At 43.5% G+C, this 18,174-nt stretch carries 14 protein-coding genes; 3 read left to right on the forward strand and 11 right to left on the reverse strand.

All coding sequences use genetic code 11. From position 1 onward, the window contains the following. Nucleotides 1–122: 122 nt before the first annotated feature. The 3 genes from JMX97_RS10235 to acnB form a co-directional block, all read right to left on the reverse strand. The gene (locus JMX97_RS10235) at nucleotides 123–1,349 is read right to left on the reverse strand and encodes a type II toxin-antitoxin system HipA family toxin (RefSeq protein WP_201557802.1); all 1,227 of its coding nucleotides are present in this window, start codon (nucleotides 1,347–1,349) and stop codon (nucleotides 123–125) included. An 11-nt stretch (nucleotides 1,350–1,360) separates the two neighbouring features. Then, nucleotides 1,361–1,663 carry a helix-turn-helix domain-containing protein gene (locus JMX97_RS10240; protein ID WP_201557804.1) on the reverse strand — a complete coding sequence of 101 codons (303 nt, stop codon included), beginning with the start codon at nucleotides 1,661–1,663 and terminating at the stop codon, nucleotides 1,361–1,363. A gap of 354 nt (nucleotides 1,664–2,017) precedes the next feature. Further along, nucleotides 2,018–4,621: a bifunctional aconitate hydratase 2/2-methylisocitrate dehydratase gene (gene acnB, locus JMX97_RS10245; RefSeq protein ID WP_201557870.1), complete on the reverse strand. Its 2,604-nt coding sequence runs from the start codon at nucleotides 4,619–4,621 to the stop codon at nucleotides 2,018–2,020. A 591-nt stretch (nucleotides 4,622–5,212) separates the two neighbouring features. On the opposite strand from acnB, the gene lipA reads away from it, so the two are divergent. Further along, on the forward strand, nucleotides 5,213–6,259 hold the full coding sequence (gene lipA, locus JMX97_RS10250) for a lipoyl synthase (RefSeq protein ID WP_201557806.1): 1,047 nt from the start codon (nucleotides 5,213–5,215) through the stop codon (nucleotides 6,257–6,259). A gap of 255 nt (nucleotides 6,260–6,514) precedes the next feature. Further along, on the forward strand, nucleotides 6,515–6,988 hold the full coding sequence (locus tag JMX97_RS10255) for a GFA family protein (RefSeq protein WP_201557808.1): 474 nt from the start codon (nucleotides 6,515–6,517) through the stop codon (nucleotides 6,986–6,988). Nucleotides 6,989–7,180: 192 nt separating this feature from the next. On the opposite strand, the gene JMX97_RS10260 is transcribed toward JMX97_RS10255, so the two are convergent. The 3 genes from JMX97_RS10260 to JMX97_RS10270 are packed head-to-tail and all read right to left on the reverse strand — an operon-like array spanning nucleotide 7,181 to nucleotide 10,803. Then, complete coding sequence (locus JMX97_RS10260; protein ID WP_201557810.1) at nucleotides 7,181–9,274, reverse strand: TRAP transporter permease; 2,094 nt, start codon at nucleotides 9,272–9,274, stop codon at nucleotides 7,181–7,183. Continuing rightward, nucleotides 9,246–9,806, reverse strand: coding sequence for a DUF1850 domain-containing protein (locus JMX97_RS10265; protein ID WP_201557812.1), 561 nt, complete (start codon nucleotides 9,804–9,806; stop codon nucleotides 9,246–9,248). Before JMX97_RS10265 ends, JMX97_RS10260 begins: the two co-directional genes overlap by 29 nt. Continuing rightward, nucleotides 9,784–10,803, reverse strand: coding sequence for a TAXI family TRAP transporter solute-binding subunit (locus JMX97_RS10270; RefSeq protein ID WP_201557814.1), 1,020 nt, complete (start codon nucleotides 10,801–10,803; stop codon nucleotides 9,784–9,786). The genes JMX97_RS10265 and JMX97_RS10270 overlap by 23 nt, the downstream gene beginning before the upstream one ends. 543 nt (nucleotides 10,804–11,346) lie before the next feature. Between JMX97_RS10270 and mtnP the strand changes: the two genes are divergently transcribed. After that, a complete protein-coding gene (gene mtnP, locus JMX97_RS10275; protein ID WP_201557815.1) occupies nucleotides 11,347–12,240 on the forward strand; it encodes an S-methyl-5'-thioadenosine phosphorylase in 894 nt (297 codons plus the stop codon). Nucleotides 12,241–12,350: 110 nt separating this feature from the next. Here the strand turns inward: mtnP and JMX97_RS10280 are convergent, their stop codons facing one another. The 5 genes from JMX97_RS10280 to JMX97_RS10300 form a co-directional block, all read right to left on the reverse strand. Next, on the reverse strand, nucleotides 12,351–13,430 hold the full coding sequence (locus tag JMX97_RS10280; protein WP_201557816.1) for a methyltransferase domain-containing protein: 1,080 nt from the start codon (nucleotides 13,428–13,430) through the stop codon (nucleotides 12,351–12,353). Nucleotides 13,431–13,518: 88 nt separating this feature from the next. Next, nucleotides 13,519–14,235, reverse strand: coding sequence for a TIGR04282 family arsenosugar biosynthesis glycosyltransferase (locus JMX97_RS10285; RefSeq protein ID WP_201557821.1), 717 nt, complete (start codon nucleotides 14,233–14,235; stop codon nucleotides 13,519–13,521). Nucleotides 14,236–14,289: 54 nt separating this feature from the next. Continuing rightward, a complete protein-coding gene (locus JMX97_RS10290) occupies nucleotides 14,290–15,015 on the reverse strand; it encodes a TIGR04283 family arsenosugar biosynthesis glycosyltransferase (RefSeq protein WP_201557823.1) in 726 nt (241 codons plus the stop codon). Nucleotides 15,016–15,046: 31 nt separating this feature from the next. Next, a complete protein-coding gene (locus tag JMX97_RS10295) occupies nucleotides 15,047–15,850 on the reverse strand; it encodes a DUF547 domain-containing protein (RefSeq protein WP_201557825.1) in 804 nt (267 codons plus the stop codon). 4 nt (nucleotides 15,851–15,854) lie between these two features. Beyond that, the gene (locus JMX97_RS10300; protein WP_201557827.1) at nucleotides 15,855–18,005 is read right to left on the reverse strand and encodes an FAD-dependent oxidoreductase; all 2,151 of its coding nucleotides are present in this window, start codon (nucleotides 18,003–18,005) and stop codon (nucleotides 15,855–15,857) included. Between the last annotated feature and the right edge of the window lie 169 nt (nucleotides 18,006–18,174).

Here is an 18,174-nt window from a genome sequence, read left to right on the forward strand (position 1 = left end):
TAAACCCTATCGAGCAGACATGGGCATGGATTAAACAAAAGCGTAAAGAGTGGCGTTTAGATTGTATTGATACGTTGTTCTTCTTATGGTTCTTTATCTGTGATAGTTGTTAGGTTCTTTGACTATACATCGTGAATTACTTGGTTTAATAAATTCTTATCGACACAGTAACTTTCAATCTCAGTCAAAAAATGCTTGGCGGCGGCTGTGACTTGTTCAATAATTTCTTTGGCAGTCTCTTGTTTAATATCTGCCTGTGTGGCAAGTTTAATCAGATGCGTTAAGGTTGGATGTGTGACTTCACCGCCAACATCCATCTGATGACAGCCATCAAATCCTGTATTGTAAGACAAGTCATAAGCCGGTGATAAAGACCACTCCCATTGCTTATTCATCATAAATGAGAAGTTTTTACTATGGTCATCTTTATTATTAAAAACCACGTTAAAAACGGCTTGTCTATAAGCCAGTTCAACTTGCTGTTGCGATTGAGTCAACATGCGCACGCAGCGTAAATACTGCAAATAATTTAAAGAAAAAGGGAGGCGAAAATCAAGGTCTAACAACCCTGCTAGCGTGTGAATATGTACCCGCTGATTGCCCGCTCTATCAAAACGCTCAACCCCAAATGCACTGTGGTTTTCGTCAATATCAAAATAATAATGACAAGGCATATTTAAACCCGATAGCTTGGCCATATCTGCATAAATAGCCTCTAATAAGCACACACTTTTATGCTCATTTTGCGCTGGAAATTTAATGAGCCAAGGCGTGGCTGATGGATGAAGGGTATTGAAATCTGTGGTGATAAACTTAGAGTCTTTATCAAATAATACGAGTGCTTTTGGCCTTGCTCCTTGTGGTGAGCCACCCACTGCAATCAGCTCTGCCAGTATGTCACTCTCTTGCCCTGCAAGAAGCTTTTGATTGGCATGTGCAAGCTTAGCAAGGCTGACTTCAACAGCGTCAGGGATGAGCGGTTGCTCAGGCACAAAGGTTAATGCACCCATCGCCGACTCACCAACATAGGCAAAACGCTCTAATACCGTCATGTTTCGAGAAGACTCATCAGATATCTGCCGAAAAAACCGATCCATCAATAGGATACCCCAACCGTCAGGTAAACTATCGGCTAATAATCCGCACAAATAATAAGCATTTTTGTTAAGCCCACGATAAGGCGTGGAGCGCAGCGGCATCTCTATTGGCGACAACTCAAATCCATCTGAAACCCATGAATCATCGTAACCAAAAACGGGGCGATGCCCCTCTATAGTCAAATAGCCCACTAATCGATGCTCACCGAACCCTTGGTAAAACACCTTAATTGATGGTATAGGTGTATACATAAATGAGCCCCTTATGGCGTTTTGGTAGAGGCACGTTGGCGCAGGGTTTTTTGCTCCATGACTTCTTTAATATTTATAGGGGCAATATCAAACAACTCAGCAAATTCATTAATTAAGCCAAGACCTATTGCCATTCGCACCATATTATCTAATGTACCACCTTGGCCTGACTCAATTCTAACGACGGTACTAATGCCAACACCTGCTCTCTCTGCTAGCGTTGATTGTGTTAGATTTAGGATAAGACGCCGCTTTTTTAGACGCTCTCCCAAGATTTGGGTAACCTCGCTTGGCGTATAGAAATCAAATCTCATATCATAGCAACCATTCATATTTGATAGCTTAAAGGCTATTATAGCTTATAACCATTCAATATTGAATGGTTGTATCAAATAATATATAATTAATAGATATACATTCACTAGCTTCAATTAAGTCCCAGATATGGAAATGGATTAGCAAACCATGTTGGCCAAAACCGACGACTTTAGAGAAGGAATTATGGCCTTTGTGGACAAGCGTAAACCGGTTTATCAGGGTAAATAGCTCATAAAAAAATGTGTGTATCTGACTGCAATTTCTAACGTTCACCACCTAAAAAACCCCGCATCATTACGATACGGGGTTTTATTTTTATAAACAGATTAAATTTCGTTTAGAGTAAAAACTTAGGTTAACTGAGCAACGTTAATTTTATCCGCTTCTTCAGTGTACTCTTCCATACGGTCAAAGTTCATGTATTGATACACTTCATCGCCCATACTGTTGAGCATGCCAGCATACTGCTGATACTCATCGTTGGTTGGCAGTTTACCCAATACCGCAGCGACGGCAGCAAGCTCAGCTGAGGCGAGATATACATCCGCACCTTGACCCAGACGGTTCGGGAAGTTACGCGTTGAAGTCGATACCGCAGTAGAGTTCGGTGCGATACGTGCTTGGTTACCCATACATAGTGAACAACCTGGCATCTCAGTACGAGCGCCGGCTTGTGCGTAGATGTTGTAGTAACCTTCTTCCATCAACTGACGCGCATCCATTTTGGTTGGTGGCGCAATCCATAGACGAGTTTTTAAACTCCCTGCTTGTACTTCTTGTAGCAGTTTACCTGCCGCACGGAAGTGACCGATGTTGGTCATGCATGAACCAATGAATACTTCATCAATGGCATTACCTGCCACGTCTGACAATGTTTTGGCATCATCTGGATCATTCGGGCAGCAAAGGATAGGCTCTTTGATGTCACTCATATCGATGACCATGTCAATGGTGTATTCAGCATCTTTATCAGCGCGCATTAGACTTGGGTTTGCTAACCACTCTTGCATGGCTTCAATACGGCGGCTGATAGTACGTGCATCGCCATAACCTTCTGAAATCATCCATTTAAGCAAGGTAACGTTCGAGGTCAAATACTCAGTGATTGATGCTTCTGATAAGGCAATAGTACAACCAGCGGCACTACGCTCGGCTGAAGCATCAGATAACTCAAAGGCTTGCTCAAGCGTTAAGTCATTAAGACCTTCAATCTCAAGGATGCGACCGTTAAACTCGTTAACTTTACCTTTTTTATCAACCGTCAATAAGCCATCTTTGATCGCTTGGTACGGAATCGCATGAACCAAATCACGTAGCGTAATACCCGCTTGACGTTCGCCTACGAAGCGAACACGCACAGACTCAGGCATATCAAGTGGCATCACACCAGTCGCAGCTGCGAAAGCAACTAGACCAGAACCAGCTGGGAACGAGATACCCATTGGGAAACGGGTATGCGAATCACCACCAGTACCCACGGTATCTGGAAGTAGCATACGGTTCAACCATGAGTGAATAATACCATCACCTGGACGTAAGCTCACACCGCCACGGTTCATGATAAAATCAGGAAGCGTATGCTGAGTCTCGATGTCCACAGGCTTGGGATATGCTGCCGTATGACAAAATGACTGTAATACTAAGTCAGTCTGGAAACCTAGACAAGCCAAGTCTTTTAGCTCATCGCGAGTCATTGGACCCGTGGTATCTTGACTGCCGACAGTAGTCATTTTTGGTTCGCAATACATACCAGGACGAACGCCGTCTAGACCACAAGCTTTACCGACCATTTTTTGCGCTAAAGTATAGCCTTTGCCCGTATCAACTGGCTCTTCTGGCTTGGCAAAGATATCTGAATGCTCAAGACCCATGTATTCACGAGCACGATTGGTCAAACCACGACCAACGATTAACGGAATACGGCCACCGGCACGTACTTCATCAAGTAGCGTCGATGAGTTTAGCTTAAACGTTGACAATACTTCATCAGAGTCATGCTTAGTGATTTTGCCTTCATACGGATAGATATCAAACACATCACCCATATTTAAATTATCGACATTGATTTTTTCGATAGGGAGTGCGCCTGAATCTTCCATAGTGTTAAAGAAGATTGGTGCGATATTGTTACCCAATACCAGACCGCCGCCACGTTTGTTAGGGACGTTAGGGATATCATCACCCATCAACCATAATACTGAGTTGGTCGCTGATTTACGGCTAGAGCCGGTACCTACTACATCGCCAACATAAGCCAACTGATGGCCTTTTTGTTTTAATTCTTCAATCTGCTTCATTGGACCAATAACACCCTCTTCATCAGCGGTGATACCGTCGCGAGAGTTTTTGTGCATGGCTAATGAATGTAAAGGGATATCAGGACGGCTCCACGCATCTTGCGCAGGAGACAAGTCATCGGTGTTGGTTTCGCCAGTAATTTTAAAAGTCGTATAAGTTGATTTTTTTGGTACTTCGGCGCGGTTTAAGAACCACTCAGCGTCCGCCCAAGATTGGATAACTTCTTTAGCGATGTCATTGCCCGCTTCTGCTTTTTCAGTCACGTCATGGAACGCATCAAAGACCAATAAGGTTTTTTTCAGGGCGTCGGCGGCGTCTTGCGCCAGCTCTTCATCATCTAAAGCAGCAACCAATGGCTGTACGTTATAGCCACCTTGCATAGTACCTAAAATCTCAATTGCTTTTTTCTTACTAACTAATGAAGAAGTTGCTTCACCTTTAACGATAGCGGCTAAAAACGCGGCTTTAACGTAAGCGGCTTGGTCAACACCGGCAGGAATGCGGTTTTCCAACAAGTTCATTAAGAACGCATCTTCGCCTGCTGGTGGATTTTTTAATAGCTCAACTAAGTCTGCTACTTGCTTCTCATTAAGTGGAAGCGGTACTGTTCCTTGCTCGGCACGTTCTGCGACATGTTTACGATAAGCTTCTAACACAATAGTCGTCCTCGTTAGTTGGGTCATCAGTACATCGCGTGAGTAGTCAGAATGACTGCCTGCATCGATGTACGACATTGAATAATTATCCCTACAATATAGCTTAAAACAGCCAAAATGTTAAGAAGCAAACCGAAATCTCCTCCCCATAACCAACATTTATTATAAAAATGGGAGGTATTTTTCTCTGGGTTACCGATAGCATTACTCATCATCATATTCAGTTAATTTAACTGTATTCTCGTGCCGATTTTCTGTTAGATTAGACCATATGCACCACATAGGATGCTGTCCTCTAAATAGAGTAGCTTTGTACTCATTTGTTGTCTCTTTATCACAAATTGCGCTAACGCCTATCTTCATGTGGGCTACTGGTAGCTCTACACTAGGGTGTACCACTTCAGTACATTATGGTTGTGGTATTACTTGCATTTGTTACTGATACAAAGATGAAAAACAATACAAGGTTTGCTATAATCAGCGTATAAAATATTACCGTTCACTCTTCTTGAATAATAAACAGAACCCTTATTTAATAAAGGCTTAGGTATTTCATAAAAGCTTAAAGTTATAAGGGTTTAGGATCAGTTTATGAGCTCATTAGCCGTACAAACGCACGTTCCTGCTGCTAGAATCAAGCCGAAAAAAGCCATCCAAGGCGAAAAACTACGTGGCTATGACAAAGTAGCGCGTATCCCAATTAAAGTGATTCCCACCATCGAGGCCAAGAAAAAGCCAGATTGGATTCGGGTTAAAATGTCATCACCTGCCGAAGTAGCGCGTATCAAAGCCACCTTGCGTGAGCAAAAGCTCTATACAGTCTGCGAAGAAGCGGCCTGCCCGAACTTGCCACAGTGTTTCGCTGATGGTACGGCCACCTTTATGATTATGGGCGATATTTGTACCCGCCGTTGTCCGTTCTGTGATGTGGGACATGGTCGCCCTAACAATCTCGATGCCGATGAACCGCGCCATACTGCTGAGACTATTTTAGGCTTGCAGCTGAAGTATGCAGTAATCACTTCAGTCGATCGCGATGATCTAAAAGATGGCGGCGCCGCTCATTTTGTTGAAGTGCTTGATGAAGCAAGAGCGCTCAGCCCCAATTGCCTAATCGAAATCTTGGTTCCCGATTTTCGTGGTCGTATAGAAGTGGCATTAGACTTGTTGACCGAAACCGCGCCAGATGTCTTTAACCATAATATCGAGACTGTGCCACGTTTGTATAAAGCATTCCGTCCGGGTTCTGATTATCAGCATTCGTTAGATTTGCTTAGAATTTATAAAGAGCGTCGTCCTGATATTCCCACCAAATGCGGCTTTATGGTCGGATTGGGTGAGACCGAAGAAGAAATCTATGCCTTACTTGATGACTTAAAGGCGAATAACGTCGACATGATTACAGTTGGGCAGTATCTACAGCCCAGTAAGGACCATGTACCTGTCGATCGCTATGTCCATCCGGATGAGTTCCAGCGCTATATGGATTATGGCAAAAAGATTGGCTTCTTTAGCATTTGGGCAGGTCCCATGGTACGTTCAAGCTACTTTGCGGACCGTCAGTATTACGGCGAAGATTGCCCAGCACCAATACGCAGCAAAAAAGCCTTAGAAGCGGAAGGTAAATTGGGTTGTTAGTATTCGATTAATTACACTATTTATAGACCAAAAGGAGACCTATTAGGGGTCTCCTTTTTTATGGGCGTTTCATTAATACCTCAATCTTTTTTTTATGCAGCGAGTGTCATTGTGCTAAATAACTGAAAAATAAATAACTAATAATTACTACCCTTACTGAAAGCTATTACACTAGTAAGCTAAGATAGTGCTATATTTTGAAACTTAGATTAACGAATAATAAATAATGACCACCCTCTTATTAAGGACTAACCGATGAGCAGCGAATTTATCCCACAGCAAGCTTCTTGCTCCTGTTATAGCAATACTTATACTATCAATAATAAACCTATTGGCCGCTTTATCTGCCACTGTACTATTTGCCAAGAGTTCACTGGCCAAGCTTATAATGATGTGACGATTTTGCTTAAGTCGGATGTGAGTGAGTTAAAGCTAATTAATACCAAATTTCGTCGCTGGAAACTCCCGCCGAATATTAGCCGCGGGCTTTGTACTCGCTGCAATAAACCCAGTATAGAAATGGCTGTAGGCGGGAATCTCATATTAGTACCTACGGCAAATTACCTTGATGGTGCTGCACTGCCTGAACCTACCATGCATCTATTTTATAATCGACGCGTCGAGGATATGGACGATAACTTGCCCAAGTATAATGGCTTTGTGCAAAGTCAGACGATGATGGTTAAAGCGCTTACTCAGGGTATGTATAAGAGAGTCAATAAACGCTAGTGGCTATTTTTAAATACGTTTAGAACTTAAAAAGCACTTTCTAAAACAAAGGTCTACTGAGACTTTTTGTCTTTCAATTTAAATCAAGCTAACTTATAGTCAATGCTAAATAAAAACGAGATAAACAACACTAATGGTTGTTTATCTCGCTCGTTTTGACTTAGGATTCATGGCTCTTAAACGCTACGACTTCTAAGCGGTTGATGAGGTCGATACGGACTTACTGGCTCTAACATTTAGCACAGCAATTCCTAATACAATAACCCCACCTACTAAACCGGTCGTAAGCTCAGGATAGATGAGCAGTAACGCACCAATTGCTAATATTGCACGCGTCAGGGAATTCATACTTCCTTTGAAATAGCCTTCTAACGCTGCACTTAGTGCAATAACACCCGTAACAGAGGTCAATACCACCGTGACTATGTCAATAATAGGCGGCAGTGGGAAATCCTTAGCGGTTACGGCTAGACCTGTAGGATCTATCATCAGCATGGCAGGATTATAGATAAACATAAACGGCACAATAAATCCGGCTAATGCTAGTTTTAGCGCTAAGAAGCCAGTTTTCATTGGGTCACCGCCTGATATACCAGCACCTGCAAAGGCTGCCAAACATACCGGTGGAGTAATGTTAGCAAAAACCCCAAAATAAAACACGAACATATGCGCTGACAGAATAGGAATATCAAAACCGGCTAAGGCAGGCGCTGCCATGGTTGCCGTGATGATGTACGCAGGAATTGACGGTAGCCCCATACCTAAAACCATCGACGCTAGCATCGTTAGAATTAGCGTGAAGAACAATGACCCTGCCCCTAACGTCACAATTGCAGAGGTCATCACCGTACCAAAGCTAGTCAGACTGACTACTCCGATGATAATACCCACCACCGCACAGGCGGCCATTACTGCTAATGACTGGCGAGCACCGTCTTCTAGAGCGCCCAAAATATCCGTAAACCCCATGCGCGTCTCTGCTCGGAGCATGCTAATCACGACCGTAAAGCCAATAGTATAGGCAGCTGCATAACCTACAGGTACATTTTTTATTAATAAAAATATCAAAAATACAATCGGCAATAGCATATGGCCGCGCGCTTTTAATACTTCTTTCACCTGTGGCAGACTTTCTTTGGCAATGCCTTTTAAGTCGCGACGTCCAGCGCGAAAATGAACCTGTGCGATGACCCCCAGATAATATAACACTGCTGGTAATAATGCTGCCAAGGCAATCGTGCTATAAGGCAACCCTGTGGTCTCGGCCATGATAAAAGCACTGGCACCCATAATAGGCGGTAAGATTTGACCACCAACCGAGGCACTGGCTTCTACTGCGCCAGCAAAATCTTTATGATAACCAACCTTTTTCATCAAAGGGATAGTAAACGCTCCAGTACTAACTACGTTTGACAAGGCTGAGCCGTTAATACTGCCCATAAAGCCGCTTGAGATTACAGCCACTTTTGCTGGGCCGCCTTTTTTATCACCGGCCAGCGCTAATGCCAAGTCGTTAAATAACTGTCCCATTCCAGAACGAGCCAAAAATGCCCCAAACAAAATAAACAAAAAGATAAACGTAACTGACGCTCCAATCGCAACGGAGTATAGCCCTTCAGTTTTCAAAAATAACTGACCAAAAATATCACCAAAATCATACGGTCGAGTGAGTAGCCGGTCAGGCATAAAACTCAAATGACTTACGAATGGATAGAGCAAAAATATCGAGGCCAATATAGGCAAAATCAAGCCAGTGACGCGTCGACTGCCCTCAAGCACACAGATCACCGTGATGATAGAAAATAACACATCCATCTGATTTGCCATTCCACCGCGAGAGGTAACAATGTCTTGGTACTCATATATGAGATAGGTCACTCCCGTTAAAGACAGCAAAAACCAAATCCAGTCATACCAAGCCACCTGCTTGCGACTGCTTTTTTTGCTAGCGGGAAAGATTAAAAAGATCAGCGCAAAGCCAACCCCTAAATGCACCGCCCGCTGTAACAAGGCTGGCATAGGTTCAAAAGTGACATACAAATGATAGAGCGAATATAAGATGCAAATACCAGCGATAATATATTTTACTGGTCCTTGGGTGATATGACGGGTAATAGACTCTCGGTCATATTTTTCCAATATCGCTTGAGTGACGTTAGGATCAACATCATTATCAACGCTGTTATCAACCTCAGTATCTGCATGAGGGTCTGGGTGCTTCGACAAATTGGCATCTTCGCTAGACATGGTTGATGCGCTACTGTGATCCGTCACTTGAGAGTTCATGACATAAGTCCTTATTAAATCTATCTATTAGATTATACGCTTTGGGCGTAATCGTTACCTCTGAGTAATCTGGCACCCATTGATGAATCAAAATCCGATAGTCAGCATAATCAATTTCACCTTTAGTTAGCCGCGATACTACCCAGTTCAGATGAGGGAGTCTCTCATTGATTTGATAACCGACATAGCCAGATTTTTGTACCGGAGCAAGCGCTTCAGTTGACGGGGTGCCCGCACCGAAAGCTTGAAAATAAGTAGTGGTCAGCAGTAACCCATCGCTTTCGCGAAGATACTGTTCCTCCCACCACTGTTTTTCTACAGAATGAATCCATCGCAGTTGGAAGTTGGGTTCGATGAAATAACAGACTACTTTATCAGATTCATCAGCATCCTCAACGCCATCCACTCGCACCTCGATTACAGACTGGTGTGTAGAGACGGCCCATAGCGTAAAAAAAACTAGCGCAACAACAAGTGCTGCGCCAGTTAATAACCATAGCCATGAGCGCTTATTTAGCAGCTTGCTCATCATAGTACTTTTTGGCTCCTGGATGAATAGGCGCTACCATACCTTGCTGTGCCGTCTCTAAACTGATATCAGCGGCCGCTTGGTGGGCATTTCTCAAACCTTCTAAATTGTTAAACAAAGCTTTGGTCAGTTTATAAACGTCATCCTCAGACATATCAGAACGCACTAATAAGGCGTTCATGACGGCTGCCGTTGGGATGGCCGTATCATTACCATAAGTGCCTACAGGAATCTCAAAAGTCTTGAAGTAAGGTTTTGCTTCAATGAGCTTACCAAGCGTGTCTTGATTAATCGTTACTAGCTGCAAATCTAAGCCTTGCTCTAACTCCAATAACGATGAGTTAGGTAGCCCACTACTAAAAAATGCCGCTTCGATTTTGCCCGCTTTCATGGCATCAGCAGCATCAGCAAAGCCTAAATAATCCACCTCAACATCATCGTAAGTTAAGCCAAACCCTTCTAATAATGTCCGGGCATTGACTTCGGTTCCAGAACCTTGATCGCCAACAGCAATACGCTTGCCTTTTAGGTCTTCAATATTTTTGATTCCAGAATCTTGGGTGGCAACTAACTGAATCACGTTAGGATACAATACGGCAATTTGTTGAATATTAGTGATTGGCGCATCAAAGTTATTTTTACCTTCAACCGCATCGGTGACCACATCACTAAGGGCCAATACCATATCAACTTTGCCTAGTGTCAATAAATTGACGTTTTCTACTGAGGCGCCTGTGGTTTGAGTCTTTGAGTTGACGTCAAAGGTTTTGGCATAGATTTCTGCTAATGAGGTGCCAATGATATTATAAGGGCCAGATGCACCGCCTGTAGCGATAGTTACAAACTCGGTCTCAAGCTTATCAGTAGCAGCTGGTGTATCAGCGGTATCAGTGGCAATATCATCACTGCTTTCTGAGCTTGGAGATGAACAAGCTGTAAGGCCCAAAGTGGCGCTTAACATCGCTGATAAAAGTAACGGGGATTTTAAAGAGTTGAGCATTGAATTCATCCTTGAAGTAATCGATTTAATACATCTAACTGCATCAATATGTGAATACTAATGCGTTACAGATGTGTAATAATATAGCAATTTCTATAATAAATAAACCGCAGTTTATTTTATCTTTTGCTTTCAATACCTTATATACAGAGCTACTTGGGCCAAAAGGTAATAATTCATTTAATTTATTACCATCTGTATTGTTCTGCTATGCGAAACTTAGTTTCATTAATAGAACCATTTAAGCAAAATTTAGGGGTGTTGTAAACCCTTATTGATGCTTAAATAAAAACAAGGCTAATAGCAACAAGACTGTGTTTTGGGGGTACTTCGCCAAACATTGCTGGTCTTATCCAGAGTGATTTAATTGTATTTTTCGATTTATTTTTACAATCTCTTCGATTCTGCTATATTTTATATATAAAATCTAAGCCAGTATCTTTTGAGGAAGTAAGCTTAGAATAAATTCAGCTTGAGTTAGCCAATGCTCCACTGTGTTAACCCGTAACCTTGTCTCTGATTATTATACGTATGGAAACCTTTATGACACTGACTACAATAGAGAATATGGCTCAACCCTCTGCTGACATTGCGATTATTGGCGGCAGCGGTCTGTATCAAATGCAAGCTTTAACCAATAAACGTAGCGTTACTATACAGACGCCATACGGTAATCCGTCTGACGATATTGTCCTCGGTGATCTAGAGGGTGTAACGGTCGCCTTTTTAACGCGGCACGGTCAAGGCCACAGGCTGACCCCGTCTGAAGTGCCTTATCGCGCTAATATTTATGCATTAAAGTCCTTAGGTGTGCGCTATGTTATTTCCGTATCAGCGGTTGGCTCATTACAAGAAAACCTGAAACCACTGGATATGGTCGTCCCAGATCAAATGATCGATATGACCAAGCAGCGAGTGAGTACGTTCTTCGGTGATGGCGCGGTTGCTCATGTTTCGATGGCTGATCCACTGTGTCCTGCCCTAGCAGATATTCTAATGCGTGCTTATGACAAAGCAGATATCAGTGAAGGACATTGCCATTCCAAGGCGACCTACGTCTGCATTGAAGGGCCACAGTTCTCAACCCGCGCCGAATCACATTGGTATCGCCAGATGCAGGCAGATATTATCGGGATGACCAATATGCCAGAGGCCAAGCTGGCGCGTGAAGCCAGTATTGCTTATGCAACCTTGGCACTGGTAACAGACTTTGACTGCTGGCATCCCCATGAGGAAGCGGTCAGTGCAGACTACGCCGTTCAAAACCTTATGAAAAATGCTGAAAACGCTCAAAAGGTAATTGAACAAGCGGTGGCGTTGGTTGCCACTGAGATGCCTGAATCAATCGCTCACAACGCCCTAGCGCAAGCATTGGTAACGCCTATTGAAGCGATGGATGAACAGACTACAGCCAGACTTTCGGCCTTGCTGCCCTAGCCCTTAAAAGATTCTTTCCGCAATAAAAAAGCCATCAATTATTCGATGGCCTTTTTGATTTTTAACGAGTGTGTTTGATTACAACCTGTAGAAAACTGAATTATTTTATACTAACAACACCCGCCTGAATCAGCAGCCGAACCCGCGACTGAACTAGTAACCGTATTGGGTACCAGAGCAGCAGTCTCACCAAATGGCATCATATCACCGCAGCCAGCGAAAATACCGTAGTGGCGACTGTCATCGCCAATAAACTCAAAGTGCGGGGCAAAGCGAGACTCTTTGAGCATTCGAAACGTATTACCACATACAGGAAACACGCGACCGGTCTCAATAGTATGATGCTTATCGAGATCAAAACGATGCGGCAGCTGATCAATAGTACCGTTATAAATCACCGCTTGGCCGTGGTCTTCGCAGGCATCTTCGAGCGCTGCAATCTTAAACAGACGGTATGTAGCAGAGAAAAACTGAATATTACCAATCTTAGCAGCTAGCCTAGGGTCAGTGATTTCAAGAGGGCGGTCTTCGACCAAACGTGGGTCTAAAAAGCTTGCCTCTCGTGCCAAACGCGTAAAGTCCTTCCAATACAACGCACCACTCAGACACTCACCATATAACACAGGGTCATCAATCAGATGCTGGGGAATACGGCGGTCCGCGTAGACGTCAGAAAAATAAAACTCTCCGCCAGGCTTAAGTAAGCGTTGCACGCTAGCCATCACAGCTGATTTGTCCGGTGATAGGTTGATCACACAGTTTGAGACAATAATATCGAAGCTATTGGCCTCTAGATTGAGTTCATCTAGCTTTTCGATATAACCATGCAAAAAGGTCACGTTATCATAGCCAAACTTGTCGATATGATAGTCTTGATGCTGTTTTGCGACTGCCAGCTGCTCGTCGGTCATATCGACACCGACCACATGACCTATGCTGCCGACCAATTGTGCCAAAGCGTAGACATCACGGCCTGAGCCGCTCCCCAAGTCTAAGATACGACAGCCTTCTAGTAGCGCCGGACACACCAGTCCACAACCATAATAGCGGCTCATCACCTCATCATGGATATTTGACAACAATGGCTTGAGCCACTCCGGCATATTGCTAACATCACAGCAAGCCGACGTCTTTAGATCATCGGTGCTCTGTAACTGTTTGCCATAATAATCTTGCACGACGTCATGCATGGTAATGTCCTTATTGAAAGTAAAAGCCGGTTCAAAAACTTGATCAAGCAGTAGCGAAAACTAAAACAAAGGTGTGCCTTCAGCAGATTTATTGCAAGTATTCGTCAGTAGTAGCATCGTCATTAACATCACTATTGTGCCAGCCTATTGGCAAATGTTTTAAATCAGCAGGTTCATCAATATCATGTAGCGGGTCTAGTATCGCAAGCGTCCAGCCCAGCGCCGCAATACGCTGCTGGGTCGCCGCTGCCACACTATCAACACTCCATGTCATATTTGAGAATAGGCTTTCATGAACTTGCTTGAACCCTAACAAAACATAACCACCATCTGAGGCAGGAATCATTACGGCATCGTACTGATCTAATTGCTGCATGGCTACTTGAATACGTTGTGCCGTCAAGCTGGGACAATCGGTACCTATTAACGCTATCTTTTTATACTTCCCTAACGCCTGCTGACTGGCAGTCAATAAGCGCGCACCTAAGTCGCCATCCGTTTGGGCTGACCATTGCAACGTATCAGGTAAATAAAGTACTTGCCAGCAGGGGTCAGTAGGTACAGGACTAACGCATAGTTCAACCACGTAATCGGTAGCTACTGCTTGCTCAACACTATGTAATAGCAAGTGCTGTGCTATCTGTGCCGCTCCCTCAATACCAAGCGCGGGTATCAAGCGGGTCTTTGCCATACCCTGTGCAGGATATTTAGCAAAGATAATAATGCAGATGTTTTTTTTGCAAATGTCAGTGATGATAGTTTGTTGTCCCGTATGCGCTGTTCGAGCTACTAACTGCTTGACCATACTTATCTCTTAAATGGTTGTTTTTTAACCGCTTTTCCCTTTTTAGCTAATTTTTTATTTATCGTAATAACGCTTTTTTAAAATCTCAGGAGAAATTCCGCGCCAGTAGTCAAAGCGCAAATGCCACATTAAAAAAATCGTCCGCCACGTGCCATATTTCTGCCAACGCCGTGCTGAGGTCGATACTTTATTCTTTAAACAAACAGGCTTAGTCATACGCTTAAGACGTTTGCACAGCTCAATATCTTCCATTAGGGGTTGATTGGGGTAACCGTCAACTTGTTCGAATAGTGACTTTTTAACAAATATTGCTTGATCACCGGTAGCAATTCCCGTCAAGCGTGAACGCCCATTCATCATTGCACCCACTATCCATAGTATTGGATCAACACTGTCCAAGCGCACATCAAAGCGTCCCCATTCTGATTTGCTCATTGCTGATACAATTTCAGTAATGGCACTATTTGGCAGCTGAGTATCGGCATGCAAGAATAGCAGTACATCACCAGTTGCTTGTGACGCCCCTGTATTCATCTGTATAGCACGACCGGTGGTAGACTTGACGACCTGCCACTCAATAGCGGACTGCATATTGTCAACCAAACCATCAATGAGCAACTTGGCATCACTGACCGATGTATCGGTTGAACCCCCATCAACCAATATCACTTGATATGGCGGCGGATTGAGCTTAGCCACATGCGTAATGAGCTTCGGTAAATTGTCTGTCTCATTTATTATAGGAATAATGATAGAGACCTTGATTGCAATAGCAGTCATATTTAGCAACGTTCAATGTTTTGTTGTGTTATTACTTATTCAAATCCCAATCATAATTAGTATAGCCAATATTTATTTTACCTTGTTTTAAAGCTGCGGCTTGGGTTTTATTTAATCCCAATGATTGGCTATAACGTCCCAAAAACCCTTCTAAGTTATTACTGCCGCGCCAATTGCTGGCAAAGTCTTCTTTGTACCATTTAAAGAGTGGCGACACCTCGAGCGTGTTGCCTTTGAGACGGTTGCGACTGCCATCCGCTAAGAATTTAGCAGTAACTTGCTCCAACTGTTTGTCCAAACGCTTGCCTGTAAAGGCATCATCTTGTAGTGCAGGACAGCCAATACTCGCGCAGTTGACCGCAAAATGAATACGCGGATCGTTATAACGTTTTGAGCCGCGAATCAGATTGTGCTCAACATCGTCCAGCGAACGGGTTTTGCCAAAAAGTGGAATAAAATCTTGCTTCCACGGCGAGCTAAATAACGATCCGATATCTTTGATTGATTTAATGTTCGGATACTTAGTTAGGATCAATTCAACGGTACGCGCGTTATACACGTTGATCAAAAATGCCAATTGTTCGTTCTTATTCCAGCGGTTAAACTCAGACTGACTCACTTGACTGGTAGCCTTAAGATAACTTGCTAGCTGCGATTTATCTGCTTGCATGCCTGCATAATCCACAACTGACGCCTTACCGCCATTGGTCATGGTAACGTGATCATCTAACAACGAATCCCATTTTTGATGGTTGAAATCAGCATAGACTGATGCTGCAGGTAGCAACATAGCCATAGCAATAAGTGGTTTTACTGCAAATTTCAATATTGACATCAGATTAACTCCGTCTAAAGTGGTGGTATTTTTCTACCCATTTTAATAAGGTTTGCGGGGCATGGGCGCGTTTCCACTCGCCCGCAGCGGCTTTATTGGCCTCACTCATGGTTGGATAAGTATGTATGGTACCTAGGATTTTATTCAGTCCGAGGCCGTGTTTCATGGCGAGTACGTATTCAGCAAGTAATTCTCCTGCGTGATTGCCTACGATAGTCACGCCCAAGATTTTATCTTTTTTGGGAACGGTTAAAACCTTGACCCACCCTGTGGTTTGGCTGTCAGTAATGGCTCGATCAAGCTCAGCAATATCATAGCGTGTGACTTCAAATTCGATACCTTGTTCGCATGCTTCTTGTTCATTGATACCGACTCGAGCAATTTCAGGGTCAATGAAAGTTACCCAAGGAATCACTCGATAGTCGGCTTTAAATTTTTTAAAGGTGCCAAACAGCGCATTCACTGCGGCGTACCATGCTTGATGTGAGGCCACATGCGTGAACTGATAAGGGCCTGCGACATCACCTGCGGCCAATATATTTGGGTATTTGGTTTCGAGATAATCGTTGGTTACGACGGTGCCTTCGGTATCAATACCTAGGTTCTCAAGTCCGTACCCTGTCATGCGCGCGCTGCGGCCGACAGCGATAATCAAGGCATCAAATTCAAGCACAGTTTCAGTGCCTTCATGCTTTACTATTATGCGTTGACTGCCCTCTATACGTTCACAGCGCACCGCATCATGCTCGAGCATTACTTGCACGCCATCTGCTTCTAGACAATTTTTGGTATAGTCTGAGACCTCTTGATCTTCTTTTTTGAGTAGACGTGATCCGCGCTCTACTTGAAATACGTTAGACCCAAGACGAGCAAAGGCTTGCGATAGCTCGCAACCTATCGGTCCACCGCCAATAATGACCAAGCGTTTAGGCGGCGCTTCTTGTTTACTGAGCGACTCCCACAGAGTGTCACTGGTCAGATAGTCAACGCTCTCAAGCCCTGATATCGGCGGTATGAATGGCTTACTTCCGGCCGCAACCACAATACTTTTCGTGGTTAAACGCTGAGTCTTACCCTTATCATCAGCAATCTCAACAGTCCATGGGTCAATGATAGTGGCATAACCCTTAATAACGTCGACACCCAGATCTGTATAACGCTCGACACTATCGTGTGGCTCAATCGTAGCAATAATACGATGAATCCGCGCCATGACAGATCTAAAATCATAGTTTACGTCTACGTTTTGCAAACCATAATCGGTAGCATGACGCATATTATGGGCAACTTTGGCACTTTTTATCAGTGCTTTACTGGGTACGCAGCCATAGTTGAGACAATCGCCGCCCATTTTATGAGCTTCTACTAAAGTGACTTTTGCTTTAACAGCAGCTGCAATATAAGACGAGACTAGACCCGCTGCGCCCGCGCCAATTACTACCATATTGCGATCAAAGGAAGAGGGCTTATTCCAATCCTTATAGACCTGACGCCCTTTGTACCAGTCGAGGATTTTTTTAGCGATGAGTGGAAATACAGCTAACAAGGCAAACGAACCCAGCAACGCCGGTGAGATAATATCTTTTAGACTGTCAATTTGCGCCAGTTGCACGCCAGCATTAACATACACAAAAGTGCCCGCCAGCATACCGATTTGGCTTACCCAATAATACGTCCACGCCTTAATCGTAGTTAGACCCATTAATATATTAACAATAAAGAATGGAAATAACGGCAGCAAACGCAGGGTGAATAAATAAAATCCACCGTCTTTTTCCATACCTTGATTAATATTTTTTAATTTGCTGGCGAATTTGTTTTGGAAGCTCTCGCGAAGTAGATAGCGCGCAGCGAGAAAAGCAAACAACGCCCCAATACTGGACGCAAATGAGGCCAGTAGCAGTCCCCACCATAGACCGAACAGCGCTCCTGCCAGCAAAGTCATTAATGCAGCCCCCGGCAATGAGAATGCCGCGATGACCACATAGGTTAAGAAAAATACCCCGCCCACTAACAGTGGCGCGTCATCACGCCATTGGTAGAACTGACTTAAACGTGCTTGAATCCCTTCGAGGGTCAATAAATCATTCAATCCAAAAAAGAAAAATCCAGCGACGACTAATGCAATAGCAAGGACAATTAATACTTTTTTCATACGCTGTCGCTTATATTCTGAGTATCATTAAATGTAACGTTATAAATGCACTGTTAATGTAAAGTTTAACTAATCAATACTACCTTATTATGTATACATTGTTGTAGTTAATAATCGCATTTTGGTTCGTTATTCCATATTAGCACTGGCTTTGATATTTGTATTGTCT

This window comes from Psychrobacter sp. 72-O-c (assembly GCF_904846605.1).
Classification (GTDB): Bacteria; Pseudomonadota; Gammaproteobacteria; order Pseudomonadales; family Moraxellaceae; genus Psychrobacter.